At 58.2% G+C, this 26361-nt stretch carries 29 protein-coding genes and 1 tRNA gene; 15 read left to right on the top strand and 15 right to left on the bottom strand.

Translation table 11 applies throughout. The annotated features are described in order from the left end of the window. Nucleotides 1-41 precede the first annotated feature (41 nt). The 9 genes from K0B93_RS15200 to pgi all read left to right on the top strand — a co-directional run bounded on the left by K0B93_RS15200 (nt 42) and on the right by pgi (nt 10658). The gene (locus tag K0B93_RS15200; RefSeq protein WP_219867999.1) at nt 42-218 is read left to right on the top strand and encodes a hypothetical protein; all 177 of its coding nucleotides are present in this window, start codon (nt 42-44) and stop codon (nt 216-218) included. Beyond that, nucleotides 208-3165: an ATP-binding protein gene (locus K0B93_RS15195; RefSeq protein ID WP_219867998.1), complete on the top strand. Its 2958-nt coding sequence runs from the start codon at nt 208-210 to the stop codon at nt 3163-3165. Before K0B93_RS15200 ends, K0B93_RS15195 begins: the two co-directional genes overlap by 11 nt. Before the next feature lie 7 nt (nt 3166-3172). Next, nucleotides 3173-4576 (top strand): sigma-54-dependent transcriptional regulator, encoded by a 1404-nt coding sequence (locus K0B93_RS15190; protein ID WP_219867997.1) that lies wholly within the window; start codon nt 3173-3175, stop codon nt 4574-4576. Between the two features lie 508 nt (nt 4577-5084). Continuing rightward, nucleotides 5085-5303 carry a hypothetical protein gene (locus K0B93_RS15185; protein ID WP_219867996.1) on the top strand — a complete coding sequence of 73 codons (219 nt, stop codon included), beginning with the start codon at nt 5085-5087 and terminating at the stop codon, nt 5301-5303. Further along, the gene (gene pcnB, locus K0B93_RS15180; protein WP_219867995.1) at nt 5296-6666 is read left to right on the top strand and encodes a polynucleotide adenylyltransferase PcnB; all 1371 of its coding nucleotides are present in this window, start codon (nt 5296-5298) and stop codon (nt 6664-6666) included. The genes K0B93_RS15185 and pcnB overlap by 8 nt, the downstream gene beginning before the upstream one ends. Then, nucleotides 6663-7175, top strand: a complete 513-nt coding sequence (folK, locus tag K0B93_RS15175) for a 2-amino-4-hydroxy-6-hydroxymethyldihydropteridine diphosphokinase (protein ID WP_219867994.1) — start codon at nt 6663-6665, stop codon at nt 7173-7175. Before pcnB ends, folK (K0B93_RS15175) begins: the two co-directional genes overlap by 4 nt. A gap of 149 nt (nt 7176-7324) precedes the next feature. Continuing rightward, nucleotides 7325-8119, top strand: a complete 795-nt coding sequence (gene panB / locus K0B93_RS15170) for a 3-methyl-2-oxobutanoate hydroxymethyltransferase (RefSeq protein ID WP_219867993.1) — start codon at nt 7325-7327, stop codon at nt 8117-8119. Next, the gene (gene panC / locus K0B93_RS15165) at nt 8116-8964 is read left to right on the top strand and encodes a pantoate--beta-alanine ligase (protein WP_219867992.1); all 849 of its coding nucleotides are present in this window, start codon (nt 8116-8118) and stop codon (nt 8962-8964) included. The genes panB and panC overlap by 4 nt, the downstream gene beginning before the upstream one ends. A 32-nt stretch (nt 8965-8996) precedes the next feature. Further along, on the top strand, nt 8997-10658 hold the full coding sequence (gene pgi, locus K0B93_RS15160) for a glucose-6-phosphate isomerase (protein WP_219867991.1): 1662 nt from the start codon (nt 8997-8999) through the stop codon (nt 10656-10658). Here the strand turns inward: pgi and folK (K0B93_RS15155) are convergent. Then, on the bottom strand, nt 10641-11165 hold the full coding sequence (gene folK / locus K0B93_RS15155; RefSeq protein WP_219867990.1) for a 2-amino-4-hydroxy-6-hydroxymethyldihydropteridine diphosphokinase: 525 nt from the start codon (nt 11163-11165) through the stop codon (nt 10641-10643). The genes pgi and folK (K0B93_RS15155) overlap by 18 nt on opposite strands. Further along, nucleotides 11165-11521, bottom strand: a complete 357-nt coding sequence (locus K0B93_RS15150; protein ID WP_219867989.1) for a dihydroneopterin aldolase — start codon at nt 11519-11521, stop codon at nt 11165-11167. Before K0B93_RS15150 ends, folK (K0B93_RS15155) begins: the two co-directional genes overlap by 1 nt. 140 nt (nt 11522-11661) lie before the next feature. Between K0B93_RS15150 and plsY the strand changes: the two genes are divergently transcribed. Then, nucleotides 11662-12255: a glycerol-3-phosphate 1-O-acyltransferase PlsY gene (gene plsY, locus K0B93_RS15145; protein WP_219867988.1), complete on the top strand. Its 594-nt coding sequence runs from the start codon at nt 11662-11664 to the stop codon at nt 12253-12255. A gap of 9 nt (nt 12256-12264) precedes the next feature. Here the strand turns inward: plsY and tsaD are convergent, their stop codons facing one another. Next, nucleotides 12265-13320 (bottom strand): tRNA (adenosine(37)-N6)-threonylcarbamoyltransferase complex transferase subunit TsaD, encoded by a 1056-nt coding sequence (tsaD, locus tag K0B93_RS15140; RefSeq protein ID WP_219867987.1) that lies wholly within the window; start codon nt 13318-13320, stop codon nt 12265-12267. Nucleotides 13321-13556: 236 nt separating this feature from the next. On the opposite strand from tsaD, the gene rpsU reads away from it, so the two are divergent. The 4 genes from rpsU to K0B93_RS15120 all read left to right on the top strand — a co-directional run bounded on the left by rpsU (nt 13557) and on the right by K0B93_RS15120 (nt 17797). Then, entirely contained in the window at nt 13557-13772 is a 216-nt protein-coding gene (gene rpsU, locus K0B93_RS15135; RefSeq protein ID WP_007153483.1) for a 30S ribosomal protein S21, read from the top strand. 152 nt (nt 13773-13924) lie between these two features. Then, nucleotides 13925-15652: a DNA primase gene (gene dnaG / locus K0B93_RS15130; protein ID WP_219867986.1), complete on the top strand. Its 1728-nt coding sequence runs from the start codon at nt 13925-13927 to the stop codon at nt 15650-15652. Nucleotides 15653-15773: 121 nt separating this feature from the next. Next, nucleotides 15774-17621 (top strand): RNA polymerase sigma factor RpoD, encoded by a 1848-nt coding sequence (gene rpoD, locus K0B93_RS15125; RefSeq protein WP_219867985.1) that lies wholly within the window; start codon nt 15774-15776, stop codon nt 17619-17621. 99 nt (nt 17622-17720) lie between these two features. Then, nucleotides 17721-17797 (top strand) — tRNA-Ile (locus tag K0B93_RS15120). A gap of 59 nt (nt 17798-17856) precedes the next feature. Here the strand turns inward: K0B93_RS15120 and K0B93_RS15115 are convergent. The 10 genes from K0B93_RS15115 to K0B93_RS15070 form a co-directional block, all read right to left on the bottom strand. Further along, nucleotides 17857-18873: a hypothetical protein gene (locus K0B93_RS15115; protein WP_219867984.1), complete on the bottom strand. Its 1017-nt coding sequence runs from the start codon at nt 18871-18873 to the stop codon at nt 17857-17859. A gap of 58 nt (nt 18874-18931) precedes the next feature. Then, entirely contained in the window at nt 18932-19900 is a 969-nt protein-coding gene (locus K0B93_RS15110) for a tyrosine-type recombinase/integrase (RefSeq protein WP_219867983.1), read from the bottom strand. Next, a complete protein-coding gene (locus K0B93_RS15105) occupies nt 19897-21162 on the bottom strand; it encodes a hypothetical protein (protein ID WP_219867982.1) in 1266 nt (421 codons plus the stop codon). The genes K0B93_RS15110 and K0B93_RS15105 overlap by 4 nt, the downstream gene beginning before the upstream one ends. Before the next feature lie 127 nt (nt 21163-21289). Further along, the gene (locus K0B93_RS15100) at nt 21290-22522 is read right to left on the bottom strand and encodes a zonular occludens toxin family protein (RefSeq protein WP_219867981.1); all 1233 of its coding nucleotides are present in this window, start codon (nt 22520-22522) and stop codon (nt 21290-21292) included. Then, the gene (locus tag K0B93_RS15095; protein ID WP_219867980.1) at nt 22519-22839 is read right to left on the bottom strand and encodes a DUF2523 family protein; all 321 of its coding nucleotides are present in this window, start codon (nt 22837-22839) and stop codon (nt 22519-22521) included. The genes K0B93_RS15100 and K0B93_RS15095 overlap by 4 nt, the downstream gene beginning before the upstream one ends. Next, entirely contained in the window at nt 22839-24116 is a 1278-nt protein-coding gene (locus K0B93_RS15090; protein WP_219867979.1) for a hypothetical protein, read from the bottom strand. The genes K0B93_RS15095 and K0B93_RS15090 overlap by 1 nt, the downstream gene beginning before the upstream one ends. Nucleotides 24117-24221: 105 nt before the next feature. Continuing rightward, on the bottom strand, nt 24222-24491 hold the full coding sequence (locus K0B93_RS15085) for a hypothetical protein (RefSeq protein ID WP_219867978.1): 270 nt from the start codon (nt 24489-24491) through the stop codon (nt 24222-24224). A 10-nt stretch (nt 24492-24501) separates the two neighbouring features. Further along, a complete protein-coding gene (locus K0B93_RS15080) occupies nt 24502-24723 on the bottom strand; it encodes a hypothetical protein (protein ID WP_219867977.1) in 222 nt (73 codons plus the stop codon). Between the two features lie 10 nt (nt 24724-24733). After that, on the bottom strand, nt 24734-25033 hold the full coding sequence (locus K0B93_RS15075; protein ID WP_219867976.1) for a hypothetical protein: 300 nt from the start codon (nt 25031-25033) through the stop codon (nt 24734-24736). A gap of 293 nt (nt 25034-25326) precedes the next feature. Beyond that, nucleotides 25327-25512 carry a hypothetical protein gene (locus K0B93_RS15070; protein WP_219867975.1) on the bottom strand — a complete coding sequence of 62 codons (186 nt, stop codon included), beginning with the start codon at nt 25510-25512 and terminating at the stop codon, nt 25327-25329. Between K0B93_RS15070 and K0B93_RS15065 the strand changes: the two genes are divergently transcribed. Further along, nucleotides 25511-25699 carry a hypothetical protein gene (locus tag K0B93_RS15065; protein ID WP_219867974.1) on the top strand — a complete coding sequence of 63 codons (189 nt, stop codon included), beginning with the start codon at nt 25511-25513 and terminating at the stop codon, nt 25697-25699. The two genes, K0B93_RS15070 and K0B93_RS15065, sit on opposite strands and share 2 nt — an antisense overlap. A gap of 131 nt (nt 25700-25830) precedes the next feature. On the opposite strand, the gene K0B93_RS15060 is transcribed toward K0B93_RS15065, so the two are convergent. Both K0B93_RS15060 and K0B93_RS15055 read right to left on the bottom strand, forming a co-directional pair. Then, on the bottom strand, nt 25831-26154 hold the full coding sequence (locus tag K0B93_RS15060; RefSeq protein ID WP_219867973.1) for a hypothetical protein: 324 nt from the start codon (nt 26152-26154) through the stop codon (nt 25831-25833). Further along, a complete protein-coding gene (locus K0B93_RS15055) occupies nt 26151-26354 on the bottom strand; it encodes a helix-turn-helix domain-containing protein (RefSeq protein ID WP_219867972.1) in 204 nt (67 codons plus the stop codon). Before K0B93_RS15055 ends, K0B93_RS15060 begins: the two co-directional genes overlap by 4 nt. Between the last annotated feature and the right edge of the window lie 7 nt (nt 26355-26361).

The following is a 26361-nucleotide window of genomic DNA, read 5'->3' as shown; positions in this document are numbered from 1 at the left end:
TATAAAGCCTTTCACAAACCTCAGCGCGGATGGCATACCTGATGTATATCTACCGTCTGGTCTTCCTGTTGGTCCTGGCCATCTACATTTTTTCGCCGAACATCCTCGATTGGTGGACGTCACCGGGAAACGCTTGGTACAGCCCTTATGCGATCTGGGCCGGACTCATTGCCGTAGGCTTCTGGCTGGAATGGCGACGGGACCCCAATGAGTTTTAGCGCCGCCGGGCTGCTATTCGCCAGCCTGTTCTACCTGGTTATCCTGTTCGGCATCGCCTGGATCACCGAACGCGGCGTGCTGCCCCGACACTGGGTCAGGCACCCCCTGGTGTATACCCTCAGCCTCGGCGTCTATGCCGGCATCTGGGCCGTTTACGCGGCCGTCGGCGTGGCCGCCGAAACCGGGTACGGCTTCCTCGCCTATTACCTTGGTATCAGCGGCGCCTTCCTGCTGGCTCCGGTCCTGTTGAACCCGGTGCTGCGTATCGGCCGCGCTTACCAGCTGACCTCCCTGGCCGATCTGTTTGCTTATCGCTATCGCAGCCAATGGGCCGGCACCCTGGTCACCCTGTGTTCCGGCGTCGCGATTCTGGCGCTGCTCAGTATGCAGATCCAGGCGGTCACCACGTCGGCCAGCATTCTGGCGCCGGACACCTCGCCCAACGTCATCAGCGTGATGTTCAGCCTCACCGTCGTGCTTTTTGCCATGCTGTTTGGCGCCCGCCGGGATCAGACCTCCGAAAACCATCAAGGGCTGGTCCTGGCTATTGCCTTCGACTCCCTGGTCAAACTGGTGGCCCTCCTGGTCCTCGGTGGTGTCATCCTGTTCAGCGTGTTTGGCGGCATGGACGGCCTCGATGCCTGGCTGCTCAGCAACAGTTCGCCGGCGACCACCATGACCCTCAACGTCGACGATGGCAGCTGGCGAGCCCTTATGCTGATGTCGTTCGCCGCCGCCCTGGTGCTGCCTCATATGTACCACATGACATTCAGCGAAAACCCCTCGCCGAAGGCACTTGCCAAAGCCAGCTGGGGGCTGCCCCTGTACCTGTTGCTGCTCGGCCTGCCGGTCCCACTGATACTCTGGGGCGGCCAGGAATTGGCCGTCACCACCGGCTCAAGCTTTTACACCATTGGCACAGCCCAGGCGCTGGGCAGTCGCGGTCTGACCCTGTTCATGTTCATTGCCGGCCTGTCCGCCGCCAGCGGCCTGATGATTGTCAGCACCCTCGCCCTTGCGGGCATGGTCCTTAACCATGTGGTGCTTCCCCTGAAGACACCGCGTGAACAGGGTGACATCTACAGCTGGCTGCAGTGGATCAAGCGCCTGCTGATCGCCGTCATCATCTTTCTTGCGTTGCTGTTCCACGAAACCCTGGGCAAGAACCTCGACCTCTCAATCCTGGGTATCATTTCGCTCTCGGGGATGCTGCAACTCCTGCCCGGCGCACTCGGCGTCATTTACTGGCCGGAGGGCAACCGGCGCGGACTCATCGCCGGCCTTTTGGTGGGCCTGACGATCTGGACCGCCACCCTGGTTCTGCCGTTCTCCCACACGGCGAATCTGCTGGCCGTTCTGGGCGCTCCGATCATCCCGGATTACAGCAACTGGCACATCTTCGTCTTTGTCAGCCTGACAGCCAATGTCACGGTGTTTGCCCTGATCTCCATGCTGAGCACCAGCACCGGAGAAGAAGCCAGTGCCGCCCAGGCCTGCTCAATGGGGGCGCTCTCCCGCCCGCAGCGGCGGGAACTGCTGGCAACATCATCAATGGAATTCGCCAAGCAGCTGGCGGAACCGCTTGGCTTTGGTGTGGCCAAGCGCGAAGTGGAACGGGCGCTGGCGCAACTCAAACTGCCCAATGTCGAGTATCGCCCCTACCAGTTGCGCCGGCTGCGGGATCAGGTGGAAATCAACCTGTCCGGCCTGCTCGGGCCTTCCGTCGCACGGGATATGGTGAAGCGTTACCTGGGTTTCAAACCCATGACCAGAGGCGGCACCGCGCAGGACATCCGCTACGTGGAACGGGCACTGGGCGAGTACCAGAACCGGTTGACCGGCCTGGCCGGGGAACTGGACAACCTGCGACGTCATTACCGGCAAACCCTTCAGAACCTCCCCATTCCCGCGTGTTCTGTCGGTGAGGATGGCGAAATCCTGATGTGGAACAACGCCATGGAGAGCCTCACCGGCATCACCGCAGACGACGTGGTCGGTGCCCGACTGCTGGCACTGCCCGAACACTGGCACCTGCTGCTGGATGACTTCAACAGCGGCGAGGAGTTGCACCGGTACAAACACCGGCTCGACCTGCGGGGCAAGCCCCACTGGCTGAACCTGCACAAGGCAGCGCTCAGCGGCCCGGACCACCCGGAAGGCGGCAGTATCATCCTGGTGGAGGACCAAACGGAGACCAGGCTTCTGGAAGACGAACTGATGCACAGCGAGCGTTTGGCGTCTGTTGGTCGACTCGCCGCGGGGGTGGCCCATGAAATCGGCAATCCGGTAACCGGCATTTCCTCCCTGGCCCAGAACCTGAAACTGGAAACCGATAATCCGGACATACTCGACACCGCGGAACAGATTCAACAACAAACCCGCCGGATTTCCACCATTCTGCAATCGCTGATGAATTTCGCCCGTACCGGCAACCATGCGCAGGCCAACCACTACGAGCCAGTCACAATCCGACGCTGCGTGGACGAATCCATCAACCTGCTGTCGCTAAGCGACAAAGGCCTGCGCATCCACTTCATTAATGACTGCCCGGCGAACCTGCAAGTGCTGGGGGATGAACAGCGCCTCGTCCAGGTTTTCGTCAACCTGTTGGCAAATGCCCGGGACGCGTCCCCCGATGGCGGCACCATCCGGGTCAGTGGAAACGGTGACGGCTACTCCGCTATTATCGAGGTCATTGATGAAGGCTCAGGCATTCCCCAGGATCAGCTCGACCACATCTTCGAGCCGTTTTACACCACCAAGGCACCCAATAAAGGTACAGGGCTTGGCCTGTCGCTGGTGTACAGTATTGTGGAAGAACATTACGGTAACGTTCAGGTGGAAAGCCCGGCCGCTTCCGGCAAGGGAACCTGTGTACGCCTGAGACTGCCCGCCTTCGAACCGGAAACCGGCATTACGCCCATCAGCCAGAACGAAAGGTCATAACACTTATATGCCTCGCATTCTGATCGTAGAAGATGAAGACATCATTCGCTCGGCGGTACGAAAGCTGCTGCAGCACGCCGGTTACGAAGTGTCCGACGCCGGCTCGGTAGAAGAGGCTGAGCAAAACTTTGAACCGGAACATTTTGACCTGATCATCTCCGACCTTCGGTTACCGGGCGCCGCTGGCACCGAACTGATTAACCGCGCGCCCAATACCCCGGTGCTGATCATGACCAGTTACGCCAGCCTCCGTTCGGCGGTGGATTCGATGAAGATGGGGGCGGTGGAATATATCGCCAAGCCCTTTGATCACGACGAAATGCTGGCCGCAGTCGAGAACATTCTGGCCCGTCAACCCTCCACTCCGGGCAAGTCCGACAATCAGGGCAGCTCCTCCTCCGCACCGGAGGACGGTGATCCGGCCAACGTCATGTTCGGCCAGTGCGACGCCATGGAGCGGGTGTTCACCCTGATTCGCAAGGTGGCGCCAACCGAGACTACGGTACTGATTCGGGGGGAATCCGGCACCGGTAAGGAACTGGCTGCCCGGGCACTCCACCTTCTCAGCCCCCGGGCCTCCAAGCCCCTGATCTCGGTCAACTGCGCAGCCATTCCCGAGAGCCTGATTGAATCCGAACTATTCGGCCACGAAAAAGGCGCTTTCACCGGTGCCGTATCGGCCCGGACCGGGCTGATCGAGGCTGCCGATGGGGGCAGCCTGTTCCTGGACGAGATCGGTGAACTGCCAGCCGAGGCACAGGCCCGGCTGCTCCGAGTCCTGCAGGAGAGTGAGATCCGCAAGGTGGGCTCGACCCAGAGCCGAAAGGTGAACGTCCGGATGATTGCCGCAACACACCGGAACCTGAAAGCGATGACCCGGACCGGAGAGTTCCGCGAGGACCTGTATTACCGTCTGAACGTCATGCAGATTCGCATACCACCATTGCGCGAGCGCCAGGGAGACACCCTCGGGCTGGCCCGGCGTTTCCTGACGCGCCAGGGCGAGAAGATGGGCAAACCCAACCTCAACTTCAGCCCGGAAGCCATGCGCGTCCTGGAACGCCACCGCTGGCCCGGCAATGTTCGTGAGCTTGAGAACGCTATTGAGCGCGCCACCATTCTTTGCGACGGCGATGTCATCACGCCGGCGCTGCTGGACCTGGACAGCGAAGTCGGCGACGAACACATTCCGGAAACCCTGGTGGAAGGCAACAACGAACAGAGCCGAGCCAGCGATGTCGATTCCTCCAACGATCTGTCGCTGGAGGATTACTTTCAGCACTTTGTGCTGGAAAACCAGGATCGGATGAGTGAAACCGAACTGGCCCAGAAGCTCGGAATCAGCCGGAAATCCCTGTGGGAACGCCGTCAGCGCCTCGGTATTCCCCGGAAAAAATCCTCAGGCAACTGAATTGGCGAAGACCGGGCCGCGCCCGACTTTGGCCTGGCCCGGCAAAAAGTGTGAACCTCTGCTCATTTGTTACCTGCCTGTTCCTGTCGGTAACACTCCATCCAGAATTAACGTGACCTGAGTAACACTTTGGTTGGGTACGGGGTAACACTTACGACCTAAAAATTCGTAACGTGCTGTTAATAAAGCAAATCCAAAAACTGGCACACCGACTGCACTCTATTAAGCGCACAACAACAAAAACAACAATGACAACGCAGCGCTAAAACAAAAACAAAAAGCTGCAGAGAAACGTTCAGCAACAAAAACAAATACAGAACGTGAGCGAACTGAGTGTTTTGGGTACTTTGCTTTTTAGTGGTCCCACGGCACGTGTGAGTTGTAGATGTAGAGAAGAATCGTCGACAGGCGACGCTGCAGCTACCCCTGACTCGCCCGATGTCCCTAGCCGCTCTATGTATTCAAAGCTTTCCGTTTGCGCTGCTGAGATGCCCCGTTGTTCGGGGATATGCAGTGGGGTACAAAAATCAAGAAAAATCCCGGTAACAACAACAACAATGCAGATCGTCAACGCTTTCAGGGCGGATTCGTGAAAACGGATCCGCCTTTTGATTTTCTGGCCTTCCTGTATTTAAACGCCACTTTCCCGGCCAGACGTGGGCAAATCCTGCGCAAACCGTTAAACTCTCGGTTTTTGCTCATCGCAACCACGGATTTCAATGCCTAAACGACTCGTCGACAAACTCCGTTCTTTCATTCCCGGCAGCGGAAACAAGAAGCCTCGCCCCTATCAACGAAGGGAAATTCCGCGCGACCAGCACAATGTCTCCCGCTCGGTAATCAGCGACCCCGCGAAAAAGGTGCTCAACCGGCTGAACAAGTCCGGGTACGAGGCGTACCTCGTTGGCGGTGGTGTGCGCGACATTCTCCTGGGCGGAACACCGAAAGACTTCGATATCGCCACCAATGCCACTCCCGAAGAAGTCCACGATCTGTTCCGCAATTCGCGGCTGATCGGCCGCCGTTTTCGCATAGTGCACGTGGTATTTGGCCGGGAGGTCATTGAGGTGACCACCTTCCGCGGGAACGCCGCCCAGGCTGATGACGACACACCGGATGATGACCGCAGAACCAGTGAACACGGACTGCTGTTGCGGGACAATGTCTATGGCAGCCAGGAAGAAGATGCTCTGCGGCGGGATTTCACAGTCAACGCCCTTTACTATTGCATTCGCGACTTTACCGTCATTGATTTTGCCGACGGCATTGAGGACCTGCGCAATCGCCAACTCCGGCTGATCGGTGACCCCGAAACCCGTTATCGGGAAGACCCGGTCCGCATGCTCCGGGCCATCCGGTTCGCCGCCAAGCTGGACTTCGACATCGAACCGGAAACCGAGGCACCGATCCGGGAGCTGGCCCCCCTGCTGACCCATATTCCTCCGGCGCGGCTGTTTGATGAAGTCCTGAAGCTGTTTTCCGCCGGCCAGGGCGAAGCTACCTACGATCTCCTGATCCGTTACAACCTGCTGGCCCCCCTGTTCCCCGAAACCGTCCGGGCCATCGACAATGGTGAACCGGACGAGCTGATTCGCCAGGCGCTGCAAAACACCGACGCCCGCATTGCCCAGGGCAAGTCCGTCACCCCCTATTTCCTGTTTGCGGCCATGCTCTGGCCAGCCCTGCAGGCTGAATGGACCCGCCGCCAGGATCATGGCGATCCGGTGCAGCCTGCACTGCATGGGGCCATCGGCAAAGTCATTGGGCGCCAGGTTCAGGCCACATCCATACCCAAGCGCTTCTCCGGCCCCATGAAGGAAATCTGGGAGCTGCAGATGCGTCTGCCCCGCCGCCAGGGCAAGCGCGCGTTTGTCACCATGAGCCACCCTCGCTTCCGGGCTGCCTATGACTTCCTGCTGGTGCGGGAAGCGGCCGGTGAAATCGAGCCCGGTCTCGGTCAGTGGTGGACCGATTTCCAGCAAACGGACGAGCGCGGGCAGGAGCGCATGCTTTCCGAACTGGGCAGTGACGCGCCGAAGAAGCGCCGGCGTCGCGGCAAACCACCGGTGAAACGGCCCGCCCAGCAATGATGACTGACGCCTTCATCGGCCTCGGCAGCAACCTCGAAGATCCGGCGGCCCAGTTGGCGCGGGCGGTGACGGCACTGGCGACATTGCCGGAGTCCGTGCTCGTCGCCCAGTCACCCTTCTACGCCAGCCGCCCGGTTGGCCCCCAGGATCAACCGGATTTCGTCAATGGCGTTGTCTGGCTGCGCACCTCACTTACGCCACATGCACTCCTCGATCACCTGCAATCGATTGAACAGCAGCATGGGCGGGAGCGACTTCGCCACTGGGGCCCCAGGACCCTGGACCTCGATCTGCTGATCTTTGGCGACCAGACCCTTGAGGACGAACGGCTAACCGTCCCCCACAAAGAACTGCCGAACCGCGATTTTGTGCTTCAGCCCCTACTGGACCTGAATCCGGACCTGACACTTCCTGACGGCCGGAGCATCAGCGCACTTCGCCAACACTGTACCGACAACCGGCTGCGCAAGCTTCCCCCGATCAACAGGGATCCCCTCGCCCCATCTTGAGAAAGGCCTGGGCGCCAGGACAGACGGGCCTATCCGCGCCAGGGTTCGTGCTACTATTGCCTCAGACATACCCCCGGATTACCCTTAGCACTGAATGCCGGCAGACCCCGGCCCGGTCTTGGCCCATCCACCCACAAGGCAAGGATTTTATGGCTGTTACCATCAATACCCTTCGGGAATACAAGCAGAAAGGCGAAGCCTTTTCTGTCCTCACCTCCTACGATGCCACCTTTGCCCAGCTGGTCAGTGAAGCGGGCGTTGATGTCATTCTGATTGGAGACTCCCTTGGCATGGTTCTGCAGGGGCACGACAGCACCCTGCCCGTCACCATGGACCAGATGGTTTATCACACCAGCTGCGTTGCCAAGGGCAACCGTGGCGCACTGATCATGGCCGACATGCCGTTCATGACCTACGGCACCGTGGACGCCGCACTGGAAAACGCCGCCGAACTGATGCGGGCCGGCGCCCATCTGGTCAAGCTCGAGGGTACCGACTGGATGAAAGACACCATCAGCGCGTTGAGCGAGCGAGGTGTCCCGGTCTGTGCTCATCTGGGCCTGACTCCGCAATTCGTCAACAAGTTCGGTGGCTACAAGGTACAGGGGCGTGATGAGAAGGCGGCGGAAATGATGATTGAGCACGCCTGTGAACTCGAAGCGGCCGGGGCCGATGTCATCCTGCTTGAGTGCGTCCCGGCACCCCTGGCGGCTCGTATCACCCAGACGGTCAAAGCCCCGGTTATTGGCATTGGCGCCGGTGCCGACACCGACGGACAGGTCCTGGTGCTGCACGACATGCTGGGCGTAACCACCGGACGCAAACCCCGTTTCGTGAAAAACTTTCTGGCCGAGACCAACTCGGTTCAGGAAGCCCTTGCCGCCTACGTTTCCGCAGTACGCGAGCGCACTTTCCCCGCCGAGGAGCACACGTTCAAGGCATGAGAACCGTACATTCCCTAAAAGAACTGCGCACCATTCTCCGCGGCTACCGGCAACAGGGTAAAACCATCGGTCTGGTTCCGACCATGGGCAACCTGCACGAGGGTCACATTTCACTCGTTCGCAAAGCTGCCGAGGCCGCCGACGTGGTCGTCACCAGCATCTTTGTCAATCCGATGCAATTCGGTGCCGGCGAGGATCTGGACAAGTACCCACGCACCCTGGCCGAAGATCAGGAACAGCTCGAAGCGGCTGGCAACACCCTCGTGTTCGCTCCCGGCGTCGATGAAGTCTACCCAGAAGGCCTGGCCCAACAGACCCAGGTCGTCGTGCCCGAGGTCAGCGATGGCCATTGCGGCGCCAGCCGACCGGGGCATTTTGAAGGCGTGGCGACTGTAGTGACAATGCTGTTCAATATGGTCCAGCCAGACCTTGCCGTGTTTGGCGAGAAGGACTTCCAGCAGCTCGCGGTAATCCGAAAAATGGTCAGGGATCTGATGATGCCCGTGGAAGTTGTCGGCGCCCCCACCGTCCGGGAAGACGACGGTCTGGCGAAAAGCTCCCGCAACGGTTACCTCTCGGCGGACGAACGCAAAATAGCTCCGGCAGTTCACCAAACCCTGCAGGACACTGCTCGGGCGCTGTCCGAGGGGCGTTCCGATTTCCAGACTCTTGAGGACGAAGCCCGGGACAAGCTCAGCAAAGCCGGGATGCGCCCCGATTACTTCAATATCGTGAACAGCCGGACCCTCAAACCCGCAACCGCAGAAGACACCGAAATCACTCTTTTGGCAGCGGTATTTCTGGGCACGACTCGCCTGATAGACAATCTTTCCATCACACGGTAATCAAGCAAACCCGACAGAGAAAGGATGTTCTGATGCCCGACACCGCGAGCAAGCTGACCTCCAAACCGGAATGGAAGGCATTGGAGCGTTTACAACAGCAGCTTCTGGCCACGCCCATGACCCGACTGTTTGCGGATGACCCGGGCCGGGCAGAGCGGTACTTCATTGAGGGCGCCGGCCTGTCTCTGGATTTCTCCAAGAACCGGATCACCGACGACGCCTTCAACGGCCTGCTGGCACTGGCGCGGAGCTGCCAGCTGGAAGATCGTCGGGACGCCCTGCTCCGGGGTGACAAGGTCAACACGACGGAAGACCGACCAGCCCTGCACACCGCCCTCCGGAACCCGGGCAATGCGGCCATAATGGTGGATGGCGTCGATGTGGTCGAGGAAGTCCGGAACACTCTGGATCGCATGGAGACCTTTGTGACCAGCGTTCTCGAGCAATCCCGAACCGGATACAGCGGCAACCCCCTGACCGACGTGGTCAGCATTGGAATCGGCGGCTCTTACCTGGGCCCGAAGCTGGTGGGCGAGGCTCTGCAACCTTATTGGCAAGGCAGTATGCGCTGCCATTTCGTGGCCAATATTGACGGCACGGACATCTGCGAAACGCTCAAGCTGGTCAATCCCGAGACCACCCTCTTCCTCATTCAGTCGAAATCCTTCCGCACTCAGGAAACCCTGGAAAACAGCGCCGTGGCACGACAGTGGTTTCTCGATCACTGCGGTGACGAAGCCGCCATTGCCACCCACTTTCTGGCCGTAACGGCCAACGTGGCAGATGCGGAAGCCTTTGGCATCGATGCCGACAACGTATTTCCGATGTGGGACTGGGTGGGCGGAAGGTACTCGTTGTGGTCCGCTATCGGCCTTCCCGTGGCGTTGGTTGTAGGCATGGACAACTTCCGGAAGCTGCTGGCCGGCGCTCACGCCATGGACAGCCATTTCCGGGACGCGCCACTGGCGCAGAACCTCCCGGTAGTAATGGGGCTGCTGAGCGTCTGGTACAACAACTTCTGGGGCGCCGACACCCACGCCATCCTGCCGTATGACCACTACCTGCGCAGCCTGCCGGACCATTTGCAACAGCTGGACATGGAAAGCAACGGCAAAAGCGTGAACGAAGCCGGCGATCCGCTGGGTTATGAAACCGGGCCAGTCATCTGGGGCGGCACCGGTTCAAATGGCCAACATGCCTATCACCAGCTGATTCATCAGGGCACCCGGCTGATACCGGCAGATTTCATTATTCCCCTGAAGACCCACAATCCGGTCGCCACCCACCATGCCGATCTCTTTGCCAACTGCCTCAGTCAGGCCCGTGCCATGATGGCCGGCAAGTCCCTGGAGTTGGCCCGATCTGAATTGAAGGCGGAAGGACTGGCGGACACCGAGATCGAACGGCTGGCCCCCCATAAGGTGATTCCCGGCAACAAGCCCAGCAACATGCTGATCATGGACAAGGTAACGCCGGAAACGGTCGGCGCGCTGATAGCCCTCTACGAGCATCGGACCTTTGTGCAGGGTGTGATCTGGGGCGTGGATTCCTTCGATCAGTGGGGGGTGGAGCTGGGCAAGCAGCTGGGCAAGGGCATTCTCCCGCGCCTGCTGGGTGAGGGCGAACAGACGTCAGACAGTGACAGTTCGACCGACCACCTGATCGACCTGTTTCGGTCAGCGGGCGGCCAGTGAGATCCGGCGGCCCTTCCAGGTGAAATCCACGGGCCAGAGTTTCTGGCCCGTATTGTAGTCGTTCCACAGCTCCCGGTACTTCCGGCCGCAAACCGGATGCTCAACCTCCGGCGCAATATCGGCCAGAGGTCTCAGGACAAAGGCGTTCTTGAGAATCTCCCCGCGAGGAAGCTCCACACCATCGATCTGACCTACCTGATCACCGTAGGTCAGGATGTCCAGATCCAGGGTTCGGGCACTGAACTTGGGCACATCGCGACGGCGCCCATTGTCCGCCTCGAGCTGCTTGAAGCGACGGGACAACTCGCCGACCGACAGGGTTGTGGTTACTCCAACCACCAGATTCAGAAACGGAGACCCGTCAAAGCCTACAGCTTCACTTTCATAGACCGGTGATATATCCAGTTCGCCAAACCAGGCCCCAAGCGCATCCAGCGCCGCGGACACATAGCGTTCCCGGTCGATGTTGCTGCCAATGCTGATGTACACCCGGACCTGACCGGCCATTAACGTGCTCCCCTTTCGATTCGGACACCCACCGCCTGCGCCGCCGGCACGGCCCCGGGCTTTCTGAGTGTCAGTCTGAGCCAGGCGATCCCGAATACCTCCTGCAATTCCGCCGCAAGCCGTTCGGCACCGTGTTCCAGTAACTGGGGCCTGAGCGCCTGCAGGCACGACACCACCCGTTCAGTGACGGCGGAATAATCGAGAGCATCATGTACGTCGTCGGATGCCCCCGGAATCCGGTTGTCCCAGGCCATCTCCAGGTCCACCAGCAATTGCTGGTCAACCTTTCGCTCCCAGTCGTAAACGCCGACGACGGTTTCCACCACCAGACCTTCAATGAGCACACTGTCTGCCAAAGGAACTCCCGGAGTATTCCACTCTTTGCTGATTGAATAACACACAACCAGCGGATACTGTGTTAACGCCGGCCTGCGATTTCAGGGCCGGCATTTTCGCACACAACACCCTGAGACGTCTCCGCCTTAGAGCCGATACCATGAATCTGCCCAGTGACCCGGTTGTAACCGTCCTGCTTTGCGCAGCCGCCTATCTTGCCGGTTCCGTGCTATTTGCCCTGCCGGTATGCCGGCTGTGGAAATTGCCAGACCCCCGGGCTCAGGGCTCCGGCAATCCCGGAGCGACCAACGTCTACCGCACCGGAGGCTGGCCGCCGGCCATAGCGACACTGATCCTGGACGCCGCCAAGGGCTGGTTGCCGGTTTGGCTGGCGCACGCTAGCGGGCTCTCGGTGATGGTACAGGCCATGGTAGCCCTGTTCGCGGTAACCGGGCACATGATCCCCGTGTTCTACCATTTCAAGGGCGGCAAGGGCGTGGCGACAGCACTTGGTGCCGGCCTGGCCCTGGCTCCTGTGACCACCCTGGTGATGGCGGCAATCTGGCTGCTTGTCATGTGGCGCTGGCGCATCTCTGCCCTTGCCTCCCTGATCGCCATCATCAGTGGCCCCATCATCAGCGCCTTTCTCGAACCCAAAACCTTGCCGCTGTTTGGTCTGCTGGCGATCCTGATTGTCGTTCGCCACCGGAACAACCTGATTCGACTGGCCCAGGGCCGGGAGACAGGGCTTTAAGGGCCAACCTCAGTCCACCAACCCTTCAGAGCGGGGCTCGGTGATCGGCGGCAGCGTGTTCATCGGCCAACGGGGCACGGCAACGATTCGTTCGCCATCCCGCTGGCCTGCTTTCAGGCGCTGGGCGCCGGCGTAGGCAATCATGGCACCGTTATCGGTGCAGAACTCCGGCCGGGCATAAAAGACACCTGCCTTCAATTTGGTCGCCATTTTCTCCAGCCCGGCTCGTAACCGCTTGTTGGCACTGACACCACCGGCGATCACCAGGCGCTTGCAGCCGGTCTGTTCCAGTGCACGTCGACATTTTATGGTCAGTGTATCGACGACCGCCGCTTCAAATGCCAGGGCAATATCCGCACGAGTCTGATCGTTAAGATCGCCGGCTTCGCGGGCGGCGTTGACCGTGTTCAGGGTGAAGGTTTTCAGTCCGCTAAAACTGAAATCCAGTCCCGGGCGGTCGGTCATCGGCCGCGGGAACCGGTAGCGGCCGGGTGTACCCTGCTCCGCCAGGGCCGCAACCCGGGGTCCGCCGGGATAATCCAGACCCAGCATTTTAGCGGTCTTGTCGAATGCCTCACCGGCCGCGTCGTCCACCGATTCGCCCAGCATTTGATAGGCACCGATGCCGTCGACGCGCACCAGCTGGGTGTGCCCTCCGGAGACCAGCAAGGCGACAAATGGAAAGGCAGGTGGATTGTCTTCGAGCATTGGTGCCAGCAGATGGCCTTCCATGTGATGAACGCCCAGAACCGGAAGCCCGAGGGCAAACCCCAGGGAGTGGGCGACCGAGCCACCAACCATCAGTGCCCCGATCAGCCCGGGACCGGCGGTGTAGGCTATGCCGTCCATGTCGGCCCTGGTCTTGCCGGCCTCGGACAGCACCTGGTCGCACAGGGGTAGAAGCTTGCGCACGTGATCCCGGGAAGCGAGTTCAGGTACCACGCCACCATAATCCGCGTGCATGTCGATCTGACTGAACAGCGCATGCGCCAACAGTCCCTGCTCGCTGTCATACAGCGCCACACCGGTTTCATCGCAGGAGGTTTCAATACCAAGAATCAGCATAATGTCCAGGCCACGTTGGTTGGCTATAATAAAGAGAGCGGCATTTTAGCAGAAACCCGAAACGCGCTGTCAGTTTGGTCGAACAAACATTGACCTCGCCATAAGGCAAGCGCTATCATTGCCGCCCTAAAATATGCACTGGTCGAGTTTTAGCCAATCTGACCAGGGATCGAACCAGTCTGGCCCGGCCAGATGGACAAAATTGAAACCGAATCTATCAGGTAGGTGATTTCCGAATGCCAGCTGTTAAAGTGAAAGAGAATGAACCGTTTGACGTAGCACTGCGTCGCTTCAAGCGTTCCTGCGAAAAAGCGGGTGTACTTTCCGAAGTACGTCGTCGCGAGCACTATGAGAAGCCGACCGCTGTTCGTAAGCGCAAAGCAGCCGCTGCCGTTAAGCGTCATCTCAAGAAGCTTCAGCGGGAACAGCGCAAGTTTGAGCGTCTGTACTAAGTTTTAACCGACGCCGCTTGACTGCAAAGCACTGATTGCCTGTCCAGCCGCAGGCTGCACAGAGCGACTCACAAAATGCCGCCGAGGCCTGGCTTCGGCGGCATTTTTGGCTATGGCCGAACCCGACAAGTCCTGGTTGATCTGGAGTCTCCATGAGTGGACTGATCCCTCAACGTTTCGTTGAAGACCTGCTTGATCGTCTTGATCTGGCGGAGCTGATCGGTTCACGCATCACTCTCAAGAAAGCCGGCGCCAACTACAAGGCCTGCTGCCCGTTCCATGATGAGAAGACCCCGTCTTTCAATGTAAGACCAGACAAAGGCTTCTATCACTGCTTCGGATGTGGCGCCCATGGCGATGCCATCAGCTTTGTCCGGGAGTTCGAGGGCCTCGGCTTTACCGAGGCGGTCGAGGAACTGGCCAAGCGGGCCGGCCTGGAGGTGCCCTACGACAAGGCGGCCAAACAGGAAATCCAGCAGGCGCGGACACTGACCGATGCCCTGGATTTTGCCAACCGCTTCTATCAGTCGGCACTGGGCGGCCAGCAAGGGGCCTACGCGCGGGATTACCTGAAACAACGGGGCCTTGACGACGCCATCGTGCAGCAGTACCAGATTGGTTATGCCCCGGCGGCTGGCACGGCGCTGTTCGATGCCGCCAGCAAGGACCTGAAGGGCCCGCTGGTTGAGACCGGCACGGTTTCCGACAAGTACGGCCGGCCACGCGACCTGTTCCGCAATCGGGTCATGTTCCCGATCCGGAACAGCCGGGGCAAAACCATCGCGTTTGGCGGACGCACCCTTGGCGACGACAAGGCGAAGTACATCAACTCCCCGGAGTCCGATGTCTTCCACAAGAGCCGGGAGATCTACGGACTCTTTGAAGCCAAGCAGGCACTGAGACAACTGGACAAGCTGCTCGTTGTCGAAGGCTACATGGACGTGATTGCACTCGCCCAGCACGGCATTCATTACGCCGTCGCGACACTGGGCACCGCAACGAACCAGGACAGCCTGACCGCCCTGCTCCGGCAAGTGCGACACATAGTGTTCTGCTTCGACGGTGACGAGGCCGGGTTCAGGGCAGCCGATCGCGCCATGGACAATGCGCTCGAATTGATCGCCGACGGCATGCACCTCCAGTTCCTGATGCTGCCACAGGGCGAAGACCCGGACACACTGGTTCGCAAGGAAGGCCCGGAAGCCTTCCAGAAGCGGATCGACGCGGCAACGCCGCTGTCCCGATACCTGTTTGACCGGCAGAGTGAGGGTCTGGACCTTCAGTTGCCGGAACACCGGGGTGAATTGCGGGCGCGGGTAGAACCGCTGCTGAACAAAATGCCCAAGAGCACCCTGCGGGATGCCATGTGGCATGAAATGCTGCGCCTGTGTGGGGGCCGTAACCAGTGGCAGAACCGGCAGAAAAACCAGGGCGGCCAATGGAAAGGTGAGCGCCGGAACCGCATCGCAGAAGAACGGATCGACGTAAAGCTCAGCAAAGACAGCATCCTGTGTCTGGCATTGCTGGAGGCACCGGATATGGCGACTGAGGTCATCGAACTGTCGAGAAGCTCACGCCAGTTCGATCAGGCCCGCAACTTTGCGGGCTGGATTCTGGAGCAGGACATCGGGGACCGTAAAACCCTGGTGCGCTGCCTGGCCCTGAACAATCAGGCCCGGGATCGCTTCTTTCACCTGTTCGACGGGATTGAGCACATTCCCGCGCGGGAGAGCACATTGGCGGCGGCACGGGAATTACTGAGTCCCAATGAGGAAACATCGCGCCAGCAGCGCCTCGCGGCACTGTTGCGCAATTTTTCGAACCTTACGACCGAGGAACGGAAAGAATTGAGGGCCCTGAGTAGTGGCACTCAGGACTAACAGCACTTGAAACTAGACGCATTGATCACCATCTAACCATTCGGTGGCAGTGCAACTGAGCGACAGCTATAATGGCTGTTTAACTTTTTTTCCTTTTAAAAAGCGAGTTCACAGGGTGTCTATGTCAGGCAATTCGCAGAAATCACGTTTAAAAGACCTCATCGCACGAGGCAAGGAACAAGGTTACCTGACTTACGCCGAGGTAAACGATCACCTCCCGGAAGACATCGCCGACCCGGATCAGGTCGAAGACATCATTCGCATGATCAACGATATGGGTATTCAGGTCACGGAAGAAACGCCGGACGCCGATACCCTGCTGATGACCGAAGGCGATTCCACCGCTGACGAGGCGGCCGCCGCCGAAGCCGCCGCCGCACTCGCCGCCGTAGAAACCGACGCCGGTCGCACCACCGATCCGGTCCGCATGTACATGCGGGAAATGGGCACCGTGGAACTGCTGACCCGTGAAGGCGAGATTGTCATTGCCAAGCGCATCGAGGAAGGCATTCGCGATGTCATGGCTGCGGTTGCACACTTCCCCGGTACCGCCGGCACCGTCATCCAGGCCTACGAGCGCATCATCGAGAACGAAGGCCGAATCAATGACATCGTGACCGGCTTTCTCGACCCGGACGACGCCGAGCCGTTCATGGGCGAAGAAACCCAGACCGAAAGCTCCGACGATGCCGACTCCTCGTCCGACGACGATGATGATTCCAACGACGAAGAAACCGAAAACGGTCCGGATCCGGAAGAGACCCGGCTGCGCTTCGAGCTTCTGAAAGAGAAACTGGATGCCGCCGACAAGGCGCTCGCCAAGCATGGCCGCTCCGACAAGAAAACCCAGGAAGCCCTGAATGAGCTGGGCCAGGTGTTTGCACCGTTCAAGCTCGCCAACAAAGCGTTCGATGAACTGGTTAACGTGGTCCGCTCCACCAACGATCTGGTGCGCGAGAACGAGCGCGCGATCATGCAGATCTGTGTTCGCGACTGCAAAATGCCGCGCAAGGATTTCATCAAGTCGTTTCCGGGCAACGAAGTGAACCTGGACTGGGCCGAGAAGATCGCAAAAAGCAAGAAGCCCTACGCCGCACCGATGGCCGAGCGCATTGACGAAATTGTTCGCCTGCAGAAACGCATCCAGAACGTTCAGACCGAAGTGGATCTGGATGTGGCGGACGTCAAAGAGATCAACCGTCGCGTGTCCATCGGTGAAGCCAAGGCCCGCCGCGCCAAGAAAGAGATGGTCGAGGCGAACCTGCGTCTGGTTATCTCGATCGCCAAGAAGTACACCAACCGTGGCCTGCAGTTCCTCGACCTGATCCAGGAAGGCAACATCGGCCTGATGAAGGCTGTCGACAAGTTCGAATACCGCCGCGGCTACAAGTTCTCGACCTATGCCACCTGGTGGATCCGTCAGGCCATCACCCGCTCCATCGCGGATCAGGCCCGTACCATCCGTATTCCGGTACACATGATTGAGACCATCAACAAGCTCAACCGTATCTCCCGCCAGATGCTGCAGGAGATGGGCCGCGAGCCGACCCCGGAAGAGCTGGGCGAGCGCATGGAAATGCCGGAAGACAAGATTCGCAAGGTCCTGAAGATCGCCAAGGAGCCGATCTCCATGGAAACACCGATCGGCGATGACGAAGACAGCCATCTCGGTGATTTCATCGAAGACATCCAGGCGCTCTCGCCGGTGGATTCCGCCACTGCCGAAGGCCTGCGCGAGTCCACCCGCCTGGTACTGGCCGGCCTGACCGCCCGCGAGTCCAAGGTACTGCGCATGCGCTTCGGCATCGAGATGAACACCGACCATACCCTGGAAGAAGTCGGCAAGCAGTTCGACGTAACCCGGGAGCGGATCCGCCAGATCGAAGCCAAGGCCCTGCGCAAACTGCGCCACCCTTCCCGCTCCGATCACCTGCGCGGGTTCATTGACGATCAGGGCAACCAAGGTTAATTGCCCGAACAGTAGCGGGCGCCACACCTCACCGGTATAATGGCGCCCGCTTTGTTTTCCCCACCAGGAAACATCCTTCAAAACAGCATTTTGCTGCTTGGGCCTATAGCTCAGTTGGTTAGAGCAGGGGACTCATAATCCCTTGGTCGCTGGTTCGAGTCCAGCTGGGCCCACCATTTTTCAATGGGTTAGATTACTCTAAAACACCTGAACCGCCTTAGACGTCAACGAAACGTCAACGGAAACTGTGAACTGCATTGTTGGACACATGGTAAAGGCGTTCCGCAGTATCCAGATAAAGCTCTTCAGCCCGATCACAAGAACCGCTCATCTCTGTCTTAGCAGACTTAGGAGCGGAGTACATTCGAGCCAATCTCGCCCGGAAGGCTGATTCTTCAGCAACCGCTACAGCATCAAGAACGAACGAAATGCTCTCTGTTGCATAATAAGGTCGTTCCGTGAATGCAGTAATTACTTTGCTTGAATACACGATGGCCCCGTCGACATCACAAGCATGCTCTCGGTCAGTACTTCTCAGCAGAATGTCGGGTGCCACAATACCGGCGCTAAACATTGGCGTTTCATCTGCGCCAGTGAAACGATATCGAAACCTTGAGTAGCTATTGTTAACTAATGAGTCGGCCATGAGAAATGTGCCCAGATCCGCAAACGCTGGGTGAAGAGACCCCATTCCACTATCAACGGGTAAACCGCCAAAATTATCCCCAATCTCAAACGCATTAGGGTCCCGCTCAAGCGAACTGAAAACGTCATCGATTTGAGAGTTGGGCAATTCTGAGACGGTAGGACTATCTTGCCGACCAATCGGAACTGGAAAACCAAGCCCTCTTTTCAGGTCGACCCAAAATCCCTGTTCTGAGCCTTTCGAATCGTCGGACACCTCGGCGTGGGCAACCGAAAAAAATGAAAACTCTGGGAGAAGACTTAAATCATGGGAAACACGATCTCCAGTACCAGCAAGGATGTTGGTGATCAACCCAGGTGCAGCAATTCCGAGAACAAACGCTTGCCTGTATTTTCGTTCCCTCAAACCCAAACAGACTAAAAACCCGATGAAGGCATAAATTCCGATCGCTACTATATGCCCCAACTTCAATATCGCTTCGACACTTTGCTCAATCCCCATTGGGGCAAGCCTACACAAGGTCGGAAGAGCTCCCCCAACGCCAGCGTATAACGCCGCAATATATACGGACGATGCTAAATCATCTTCTGAAGAATTATCAGACATGTTAAGACCTCCATATCGAACGCCTCCATACAATAATCGTGGCGCCTGATAGTCACTACTAAGTCAGGTCTGGTGATTTATCAACCACCTCGTCTAAAAAGCTGGGCGCCAAATGCGCGTACTTCATAGTTAACTTTAGGTCTGAATGCCCTAAAACCCTCTGCAAAGTAAGGATATGACCGCCGTTCATCACGAAGTGACTAGCAAAGGTATGCCGGCAAATATGCGTCAGTTGACCTTTTGGCAGCTGAATGCCAGCTCTCTCAACTGCGGATCTGAAGGCGCTGTAGCATGATTGAAAAGGCAGTTCTGTAATTAATTCCTGGTAAAGACCCTTACTGAGTGGAACCGAGCGACTTTTCCCGCTTTTCGTTCCGAAGTATGTCACCCGATAAGGCGTGAATGCTGATGGCATTACAGACTCAGCTTCAGACCACCTCGCGCCCGTAGCCAGGGCCAAACGAGCAACATGATAGACCGATGGATTGGATGATGCCCTGCACTCCTCGAGGAGCCTTTCAATTTGTTCCTGGTTCAGGAAAGCTAACTCGGGCTCATCGATTTTGAACCGGCGGAGTTTTTCCAGCGGGTTCTTTCCTTTCCATTGGCCTTGACGGATCAGCTCGTTAAATACAGCCGTGAGATATGCCTGCTCATGATTCATGGTGTTCTCTGAGATTCCGGAGTCGACCCGTACGAGGCGATAGGCTGCAAAGTCGCCAGACGTAAATCGTGTACCCCTGGGATTGCCCAAGCGCTCAGCGGTTGCTTCCAGCTTTTTCTTCCGGGATTCGCCGTCTTTCAATGCGTGACCGTGGTGGATGTACCACAGTTTTACCAAGTCCTGGAGCGTCCGCTTGTCGCGCTTTGGGTTCCAATCTTCCCCGACCTCGTGCTTGTTAAGTACCCAGCGTTCATACCTAAGAGCCTCCGGCTTTGAATCGAAGGATTTCCTGATGCGCTTCTGCCCTCTTCCACCTGGCTGAATATCAACCTGCCATCGTCCCGACGGTAGCTTCCTGATCATGCGGCCACCTTTGTGAGCAGCCGTCGCTTGATGAGCCCATCCTGAACGAGCTGGAAAAGCTCGTTTTCATAGATCTCACGCCTTCGGTAGTAATTGCAGAGGTCTTCCCAAAGACCGGATTTCTTCAAGCAGTCCCAGGCCTGGCGTGTGTTAAATCGGTTGCGGGCATAAATGGAGAGCAAGTTGCCAAAGGCCAGGGAGACATTCTTTTCGTTGCCGCAACCGGGTTCCTTTTTTACGCGTTTGTAGAGCAGGTCCGGAGCTGAATAGCCAAAGCCGATGTCGTCTCTCAGCTTCGTCCAGATGGGGTGCACCCATTCCCGTTTGACCTCGTAGCGGTTGCCTTGCAGGGCGTATTGCCAAAGGCCCGTCAGGTGGGGAACTGCATCCATGAAGGTATAGATCGGTTTCATATTGGGCGTGCCCTGGGAGATCTCGTTGACGATCCGGTGATGAAAGCGGATTTCCAGACGCCAGACGGGCTTCTCGGGGTCATAGCAGGTGTCCAGGAAGCGCTCTTCGTTGGTCGCGCATTCCCAGATGCCCTCCATAAAGGCGCGCTTGTCGGAGACGTCGATTTCCTTGGACTTGTCGTAGAGGCACACCTGCAGACTGTTTGCCTTTCCAAAGGTGTAGGTTTCTCCCCGGCCGTTCACGGTTGAGCCTTCCAGGCCCTGGAAGTGGAAGTCACTCATGCCGTTGTGGACGCTGATAGTCCGGGCACGAGTCACGAAGTGTTGGGCAAAATCCTGGGGCGGTTCCCAGCCCTGGAAATCCACGGCGAGATGAAGCGCAATGCCGACCGGGTTGATGTTAGTGAGGAAGTACATACCCCACTCAGCCAGCTCGTCGTGGATTTCCTGGCTGGAGCGTTCGTAGAGCCAGCGGGGAGACGTCTCGATCTTAACGTGCGTTCCGAGGGTGTCGGCTTCAGCGTAGAAGTTCTGCAATAGGATAGTGAGGCCGTATTCCCGGTTTTGCAGGATGTACTTGAAGCCCCCTCGCCTGCCCGATTGGAGACGGAACGGGATTTTCTTAATGATGATCGTGGCGTCGTAACCAGATTCATATTCAGTGGCGATGTCCGCGAGAATTTCCGGTTTGAGACGTCCCTGGAAGAGCTGCCGGACGGTATCCGTTCCGGTCCAGAGGACATTCACCTCATTGAGGTTCACCTGCTGGCCTTCCGGACCAATAAACAGGTCCCCTTTTCCGAGTTCGCCCGTTTGTACATCAATGCGCTCAAAGTCTTTGATTTTCATCTATGGCTCACTGTGGTTCTGTGTGGTTAAAAATCGACTACCGTCGTTTTCTATGAGACGTGTTACAGGGACGTCTCTGGGGCTTCGCCCCGGCGCCAGCGGATCGCTTGCTCCTCGCGCATCGTCGCTAGCGCTCCGCTGGCGCCGGGGCGTCGGCCTGGGTTAATAAGGGTGGATACATGCTGGGTTCGATCATCGGCCGTGGTCCTGGGTCTTCCGATCGGATGCGATGGCAGTAGAGATCCTGAACGGCTTGCCCGTTCCACCAGAGCTGGCCGTGGCACTCTCTCAGGTAGAGGACGTGGTAGCCGTAGCTGGCGAGGTCCTGTTGAGTGAGTGCAAACTCACCTTGCTGATCTTTACCGCTGAACAGGTAGGCGCGGTTGATGCTGCCGGCGATACGGAGGTGAACGTCCGAGAAAGGATGTTGTGGATCTACAGCACGCTCAGCCGGGCGATTAACCGGAACGCGGCCCCCATCAGCACCATCAGGGTTAGCGCCACCATCAACCTGAGCAGCTTCAGGCACAGCCACCTGCTCACCTGAGAGACGCGCTTTCTCACGCTCGATGATCTGGACCGCAGCGTATGAGAAGTAGCCGAGACTGCCGATGACAACCACAACTGCCATCTGCAACTTGCGATCCTTAAGGATTGAATGGCCCCCGACCACCCCTTTAGCCTTGCCGGTTTTGGTCGATTGGTAGCACTCGAATACCCGGAGATCGACCTTGTACTCTTTTGGGACACCGATGCTATGGGAGGTAGCTTTTCCGCTGTTTTCAGGGTCATGTTCCAGTTCCCTCCATTTGTTTTTCTTCCAGGGCACGATGTGCCCCATCTGCCAATGACGAAACGCCTGCTGGGCACTCTGTCTTATTTCTTTGTGGATCTTTCCGATGTTCGGGGTGCATAGGAACAGGTCCCAGTTGTAGTGCCGGTGCATGTCGAAGGCTAAGAGGACATCGGCGGGCCGGTTGTCTCTCTGAGCGGCTTCCTTTCCGCCTGGGTAGTCCAACTGCTCGATCCTGAAGTCGCGCCTTGCTGCCGGATACACGGCCTGGGCTTCATCGAGGACGATCAGGGCACCGATAGGGGCCCAATGGAACCAACGGGCGGCGTATTTCAGGGCGTCCCGGGTTTCGGTTTCCAGGTTGATGATGCGGGCTTCCGGGCCGCAGTTGACGCCGAAGGCTTCCTCTACCCGCTCGATGGAATCCAGGCCCCTAATATTGGTGACGACGCAACGGCCATCCGGATAGTCACCGTCCTCCCCGATCAGAGCCGGGATCACATAGCGTTGAACGACCCCGGCGGATTTATAAGAGCCGGGCGGGCCGTGGTGGATGTTGATGGTCATTTGAAGACTCCCATCACGTAGCGGGTCAGGTGAGCGTTCAGGATGATGTTCAGCGCGTCCGGCACCCGGAAGAAGGTGAGCACGCCCATGACCTTGGAATCGATGGAACCCCAGTACTGATTGATGGTGCCGGAGATGTTCAGCTGGTTGAGGACTTCCTGAGCCACCTGCCAGGAGAAGCCGACGAAGTAGATCTTGGCTTTCGTTACCCAGATCACGTACCAGGCGGAGAGCTTGACCAGAATGTCATCCAGGAAAGCCGGGATGGATTCGAAGAAGCCCCAGATAGCGGTGAAAAAGTCAGCAATGAATTCCATCAGTCACGTGCTCCCATGGTGATGCCGAGCGCGGCGAAGGTGGCGGCGAACAGGATGATGGAGCCGATCATGGACAGGTCCGCTCCAAACTTGGACAGGCCGGCGTTGAAGGTCTGGCCGAACAGGGTGATGTTGTTGTCCTGGAGACCGCCGGCCCCGGTGAAGGAGCCAAAGAAGGCGGACATTTCCGCGCGGACGTTGGCAATAAGGGATTCATATTCACCCTGAACAGCATTGAGTTCGTTCAGGCCGTCTTCGACTTCCATGACGATCGCACCGCCGGACCAAGAGATCGCATTGCCGTCCTCGCCGACGATCTCGGTTTTGTCGGCGGAAGAAGGGTCTGCTGTTCCACCACCGGCCGCACCGAGGCCGTCAACAACATCACCAAAGCCTTTCTTTATGGCCTCGGCGATATTGTCGCGGGTGACGTTGCCGTCCTTGAGCAGGCCCTTTATATCCTGTAGCTGGCCGGCAATCCCGGTATCATCCGCGGCCCCATCGCCGTCGCTGTCACCGTCCGAGGTGTCGTTGCGATTGGGATCGGTGGCTTCTTCATTGGTGACGCCACACGCGAAGCCGTCTTCATAGATTTCCAGAACACTTTCAAATCCCCCTGGACACACGGGAGGGTTCTGAGAATCGGAGACACAGACACCCACATAACTGCCAGCAGAGCCTTCCGAAAAGGCATAACTCTGCCCAGCAGGACAAGTAGACTCGCCGGAGCAAACATAACGCTGATCATCTCCAAAACCTGCCGTTCCGAGATAATCATCCGAGGAGGGAAGGCACTGCGGATCAGGCTCAAGGAGGCAGGAGTTATTCAGAGCTCCATTAGTGCAAATAGGGACACAGATCTGCTGGGCAGGATGATAATAGTCGCCCTGTTCCGCACATTCCTCGGGGGTCGGGGCAGGCGTGATACAGGAGCCGGCGCTTTCATCCCATTCCTGTCCCGTATCACAATCAAGCTCAATGTAACCGTAAAGGTTGCTATAAACCGGACCACTGAGATTTTCAGGCGTGCTGTTGCTGTAATACATGTTGTAGCAAAACCCGACCTGAACCTTGTTGTAAGTCGGAGAACGTTGCCACTCAACATGATGAAAATCAGCGTAGGTAGACGTGGAACTTCGGGGCGTACCGGCAAGCGCCTGACAGGCATTCTCCGCCGTCAGATACCGGTAGTCCTCGTTTAAGTTGGCGTACAGCTCCAGCGCCGAGACCGAGGCGGAGACCAGGAAGATGAAAGCGGACAGGACTAACCGGAACATGAGACGACCCTATGAAAAAAGGCCGGATAAACCGGCCTTAGACAGTGCGATAACCGGAGACAAAACAGCCTGTCCAGAGACAGGCTATTAAGATGCTGGTCAGCATTACCGGTTGATCAGACGCAGCACGATGCCGACACCGAAGACCACGGCAGCGACACCGATCACGGCGGCCACTGCGGCAGTGGTGTTGGTAGTCGCGTCTGTCTGTGCCGCGGTGATGGTGGCGGTGTGATCCACGGCGAAGGCGCTTAGGGATGTACCGGTCGCCGCAACCACAGCACCGGCTTTAGCCAGTCCTTTGCCGAAGCGAGCGCGGGCCATGCCCCAGGTTTTGCCGTTGTCCTGCTTTTCCATTTCGATAACTTCGTTCATAGCGTGTACCTCAGACTTTTCTCATGATTTGAACGACTCGTCCGGCACCGACCCCGGTGACGAAGAGAGTCAGGGCGATCCCTGACACCAGGCCGATGATCTCGACATCCGGTGCCAGGTATTCCTGAAACAGGACGTCGACGTCCTGATAAGGAATGCTTTGCAGGGTCCCGGTGCATTCGATGCCCTGGGTCCCTTGAATCCACTCACCTTCACAGGTGATGACGTTCATGGCGGGCTACTCAGGCCGCCGGTTTCTTTACGGTGTCCTGGGGCTTGAGCTCCAGGGCCTTGAAGGTGATCTTGCCGCCCTGCCCGGCTTTCATCTGGGCCTTCACGGTGAACATGCTCGGGAGACGTTCGGCGTGGTTGCGCAGCTGGTCGATATGCTTCCAGTCGCAGGCGATCTTCATGACTTCGTTGCCAACGCGGTTGTCGTCGTCGGCTTCAGCGGGGGAGTAGGCCCACAGGGAGCCGCCCCGGTTGCCGTCGATGTCGTACCGGGTGGCGCCAATGATCATCAGGTTCAGGTAGTTTTCCATGGTGGTTACCTCAGTCCTCGTTGGTGTTGAGTCCGCCTTGTGGCGGTGGGGTTTGGGTTTTCTCTGTTGACGCTGCGCGTCCTCTTGGTACCTCGGGTTCTGGAATCAGAGGGCAGCCGTTTCGCTACCCCCATCACCCGTCCCCGTCGGCGGTCGACAATCTGGCAAAGCCCGTCAGCTCCGCAAGGCCCGCTGCGCTGGCCCTTCGGGCCGCCTTGCAGACCTGCCGTGCTGCGCCTGTCGCCCTCGTACCGACGGAGACGGATGACGGGGGCAGCTACACAACATGGGGGTTATGTCGGGCTTGGCCGAGTTGAGTCCGGTGACTGGCCGCGACTCTGGATGGCCGATTCGAGCACTTGTGCGGCGTACTCGGCGGGGGTCTTGATGGTTTCCTGGCTGGCGACCTGCCGGAGCATTTCGCGGTAGGTGTCGGTGTCCAGGTACAGGCGCATGCCCTGCTTGCGTTTCGTTTTCATGGGGTTCTCTCCCGTGGGTTTCCGGTGTCAGGGTTCCGTTGTCGTAGGCATCGCGCAGGGCGATGAGGCGGTCGAAGGCGGGGCTGTGGTAGCCGTGGCCTTCGAGTTCGTTCAGGAGCTGGTCGGTGAAGGCGGCCTTGATGCGGGCCACGTAGTCATCCGGCAGATCGGTACGCACCTGGGTTAACTGCTCCGGGCGCAGGCACAGGGTTGTAAAAAGACCTTCCAAGGCATGCAGTGAGGGTGAGCCAGCCAAGGGGCCCTGGAAGGAAAAGGAAGTTCTGTTCAGTGCGGATTTCGGCGGTTGGTGGGTTCGCATTACGCCACCTCCACGAGCTTGAGCTTTTCCTGGATGCCGGAGCGCGACTCCGGGCGATTGGTTACGGGCACAGGATCGACGAACGGCTCGACCTGATAGCTGTTGCAGATTTCCGTGGCAAAGACTTCGACTTTGTGAAAACCGCAAAGACCAAACTGAGTTCTTTCTTTGGGCTTTCGGCTGAACTTGTCATTGAAGGGACAATGGGCGTCCCGATCGTAACCCTTGGCTGTGTAGTTCTGGCAGCTGATGCAGGCTTTTGGCATCTGCAGTTCGGGAGATGCGTCCACTCCGTTGAGTATTGGTTTTGGAGCATGAATCATTGCCAGTCCTCCTTGTCCATGGCGTCCTGGGAGAGCGCGGCGATGTTCACCATGCGAGGCTTTCCGATCTTGAGGGAGGGCAAATGGCCCTTCTCGATCATGCCCCGCACCTGCCCTTCCGTGAGCCCGGTCAGCTGAGCAAAGCGCTCCTGCGTCATGACCGGTGTGGCTAACAAGATGATTTGTTTCTGCTCGTCCACTGTTTTG

The organism is Marinobacter sp. F4218, assembly GCF_019443085.1.
Classification (GTDB): domain Bacteria; phylum Pseudomonadota; class Gammaproteobacteria; order Pseudomonadales; family Oleiphilaceae; genus Marinobacter; species Marinobacter albus.
Note: the sequence above shows the minus strand (reverse complement) of the source record. Positions and strands in the feature narration are given on the sequence as shown.

Bases quoted from the DNA above. Each gene is read 5' to 3' on its own strand.
- K0B93_RS15190 (WP_219867997.1), top strand. From the start codon at position 3,173: ATGCCTCGCATTCTGATCGTAGAAGATGAAGACATCATTCGCTCGGCG.
- K0B93_RS15110 (WP_219867983.1), bottom strand. From the start codon at position 19,900: ATGATCAGGAAGCTACCGTCGGGACGATGGCAGGTTGATATTCAGCCA.
- K0B93_RS15085 (WP_219867978.1), bottom strand. From the start codon at position 24,491: ATGAACGAAGTTATCGAAATGGAAAAGCAGGACAACGGCAAAACCTGG.
- K0B93_RS15080 (WP_219867977.1), bottom strand. From the start codon at position 24,723: ATGAACGTCATCACCTGTGAAGGTGAGTGGATTCAAGGGACCCAGGGC.
- K0B93_RS15200 (WP_219867999.1), top strand. From the start codon at position 42: ATGTATATCTACCGTCTGGTCTTCCTGTTGGTCCTGGCCATCTACATT.
- rpoD (WP_219867985.1), top strand. From the start codon at position 15,774: ATGTCAGGCAATTCGCAGAAATCACGTTTAAAAGACCTCATCGCACGA.
- K0B93_RS15075 (WP_219867976.1), bottom strand. From the start codon at position 25,033: ATGGAAAACTACCTGAACCTGATGATCATTGGCGCCACCCGGTACGAC.
- K0B93_RS15195 (WP_219867998.1), top strand. From the start codon at position 208: ATGAGTTTTAGCGCCGCCGGGCTGCTATTCGCCAGCCTGTTCTACCTG.
- K0B93_RS15185 (WP_219867996.1), top strand. From the start codon at position 5,085: ATGCAGTGGGGTACAAAAATCAAGAAAAATCCCGGTAACAACAACAAC.
- panC (WP_219867992.1), top strand. From the start codon at position 8,116: ATGAGAACCGTACATTCCCTAAAAGAACTGCGCACCATTCTCCGCGGC.
- folK (WP_219867990.1), bottom strand. From the start codon at position 11,165: ATGGCCGGTCAGGTCCGGGTGTACATCAGCATTGGCAGCAACATCGAC.
- K0B93_RS15100 (WP_219867981.1), bottom strand. From the start codon at position 22,522: ATGACCATCAACATCCACCACGGCCCGCCCGGCTCTTATAAATCCGCC.
- pcnB (WP_219867995.1), top strand. From the start codon at position 5,296: ATGCCTAAACGACTCGTCGACAAACTCCGTTCTTTCATTCCCGGCAGC.
- K0B93_RS15115 (WP_219867984.1), bottom strand. From the start codon at position 18,873: ATGTCTGATAATTCTTCAGAAGATGATTTAGCATCGTCCGTATATATT.
- K0B93_RS15070 (WP_219867975.1), bottom strand. From the start codon at position 25,512: ATGAAAACGAAACGCAAGCAGGGCATGCGCCTGTACCTGGACACCGAC.
- rpsU (WP_007153483.1), top strand. From the start codon at position 13,557: ATGCCAGCTGTTAAAGTGAAAGAGAATGAACCGTTTGACGTAGCACTG.
- dnaG (WP_219867986.1), top strand. From the start codon at position 13,925: ATGAGTGGACTGATCCCTCAACGTTTCGTTGAAGACCTGCTTGATCGT.
- K0B93_RS15060 (WP_219867973.1), bottom strand. From the start codon at position 26,154: ATGATTCATGCTCCAAAACCAATACTCAACGGAGTGGACGCATCTCCC.
- folK (WP_219867994.1), top strand. From the start codon at position 6,663: ATGATGACTGACGCCTTCATCGGCCTCGGCAGCAACCTCGAAGATCCG.
- panB (WP_219867993.1), top strand. From the start codon at position 7,325: ATGGCTGTTACCATCAATACCCTTCGGGAATACAAGCAGAAAGGCGAA.
- plsY (WP_219867988.1), top strand. From the start codon at position 11,662: ATGAATCTGCCCAGTGACCCGGTTGTAACCGTCCTGCTTTGCGCAGCC.
- K0B93_RS15095 (WP_219867980.1), bottom strand. From the start codon at position 22,839: ATGGAATTCATTGCTGACTTTTTCACCGCTATCTGGGGCTTCTTCGAA.
- tsaD (WP_219867987.1), bottom strand. From the start codon at position 13,320: ATGCTGATTCTTGGTATTGAAACCTCCTGCGATGAAACCGGTGTGGCG.
- pgi (WP_219867991.1), top strand. From the start codon at position 8,997: ATGCCCGACACCGCGAGCAAGCTGACCTCCAAACCGGAATGGAAGGCA.
- K0B93_RS15065 (WP_219867974.1), top strand. From the start codon at position 25,511: ATGGGGTTCTCTCCCGTGGGTTTCCGGTGTCAGGGTTCCGTTGTCGTA.
- K0B93_RS15090 (WP_219867979.1), bottom strand. From the start codon at position 24,116: ATGTTCCGGTTAGTCCTGTCCGCTTTCATCTTCCTGGTCTCCGCCTCG.
- K0B93_RS15105 (WP_219867982.1), bottom strand. From the start codon at position 21,162: ATGAAAATCAAAGACTTTGAGCGCATTGATGTACAAACGGGCGAACTC.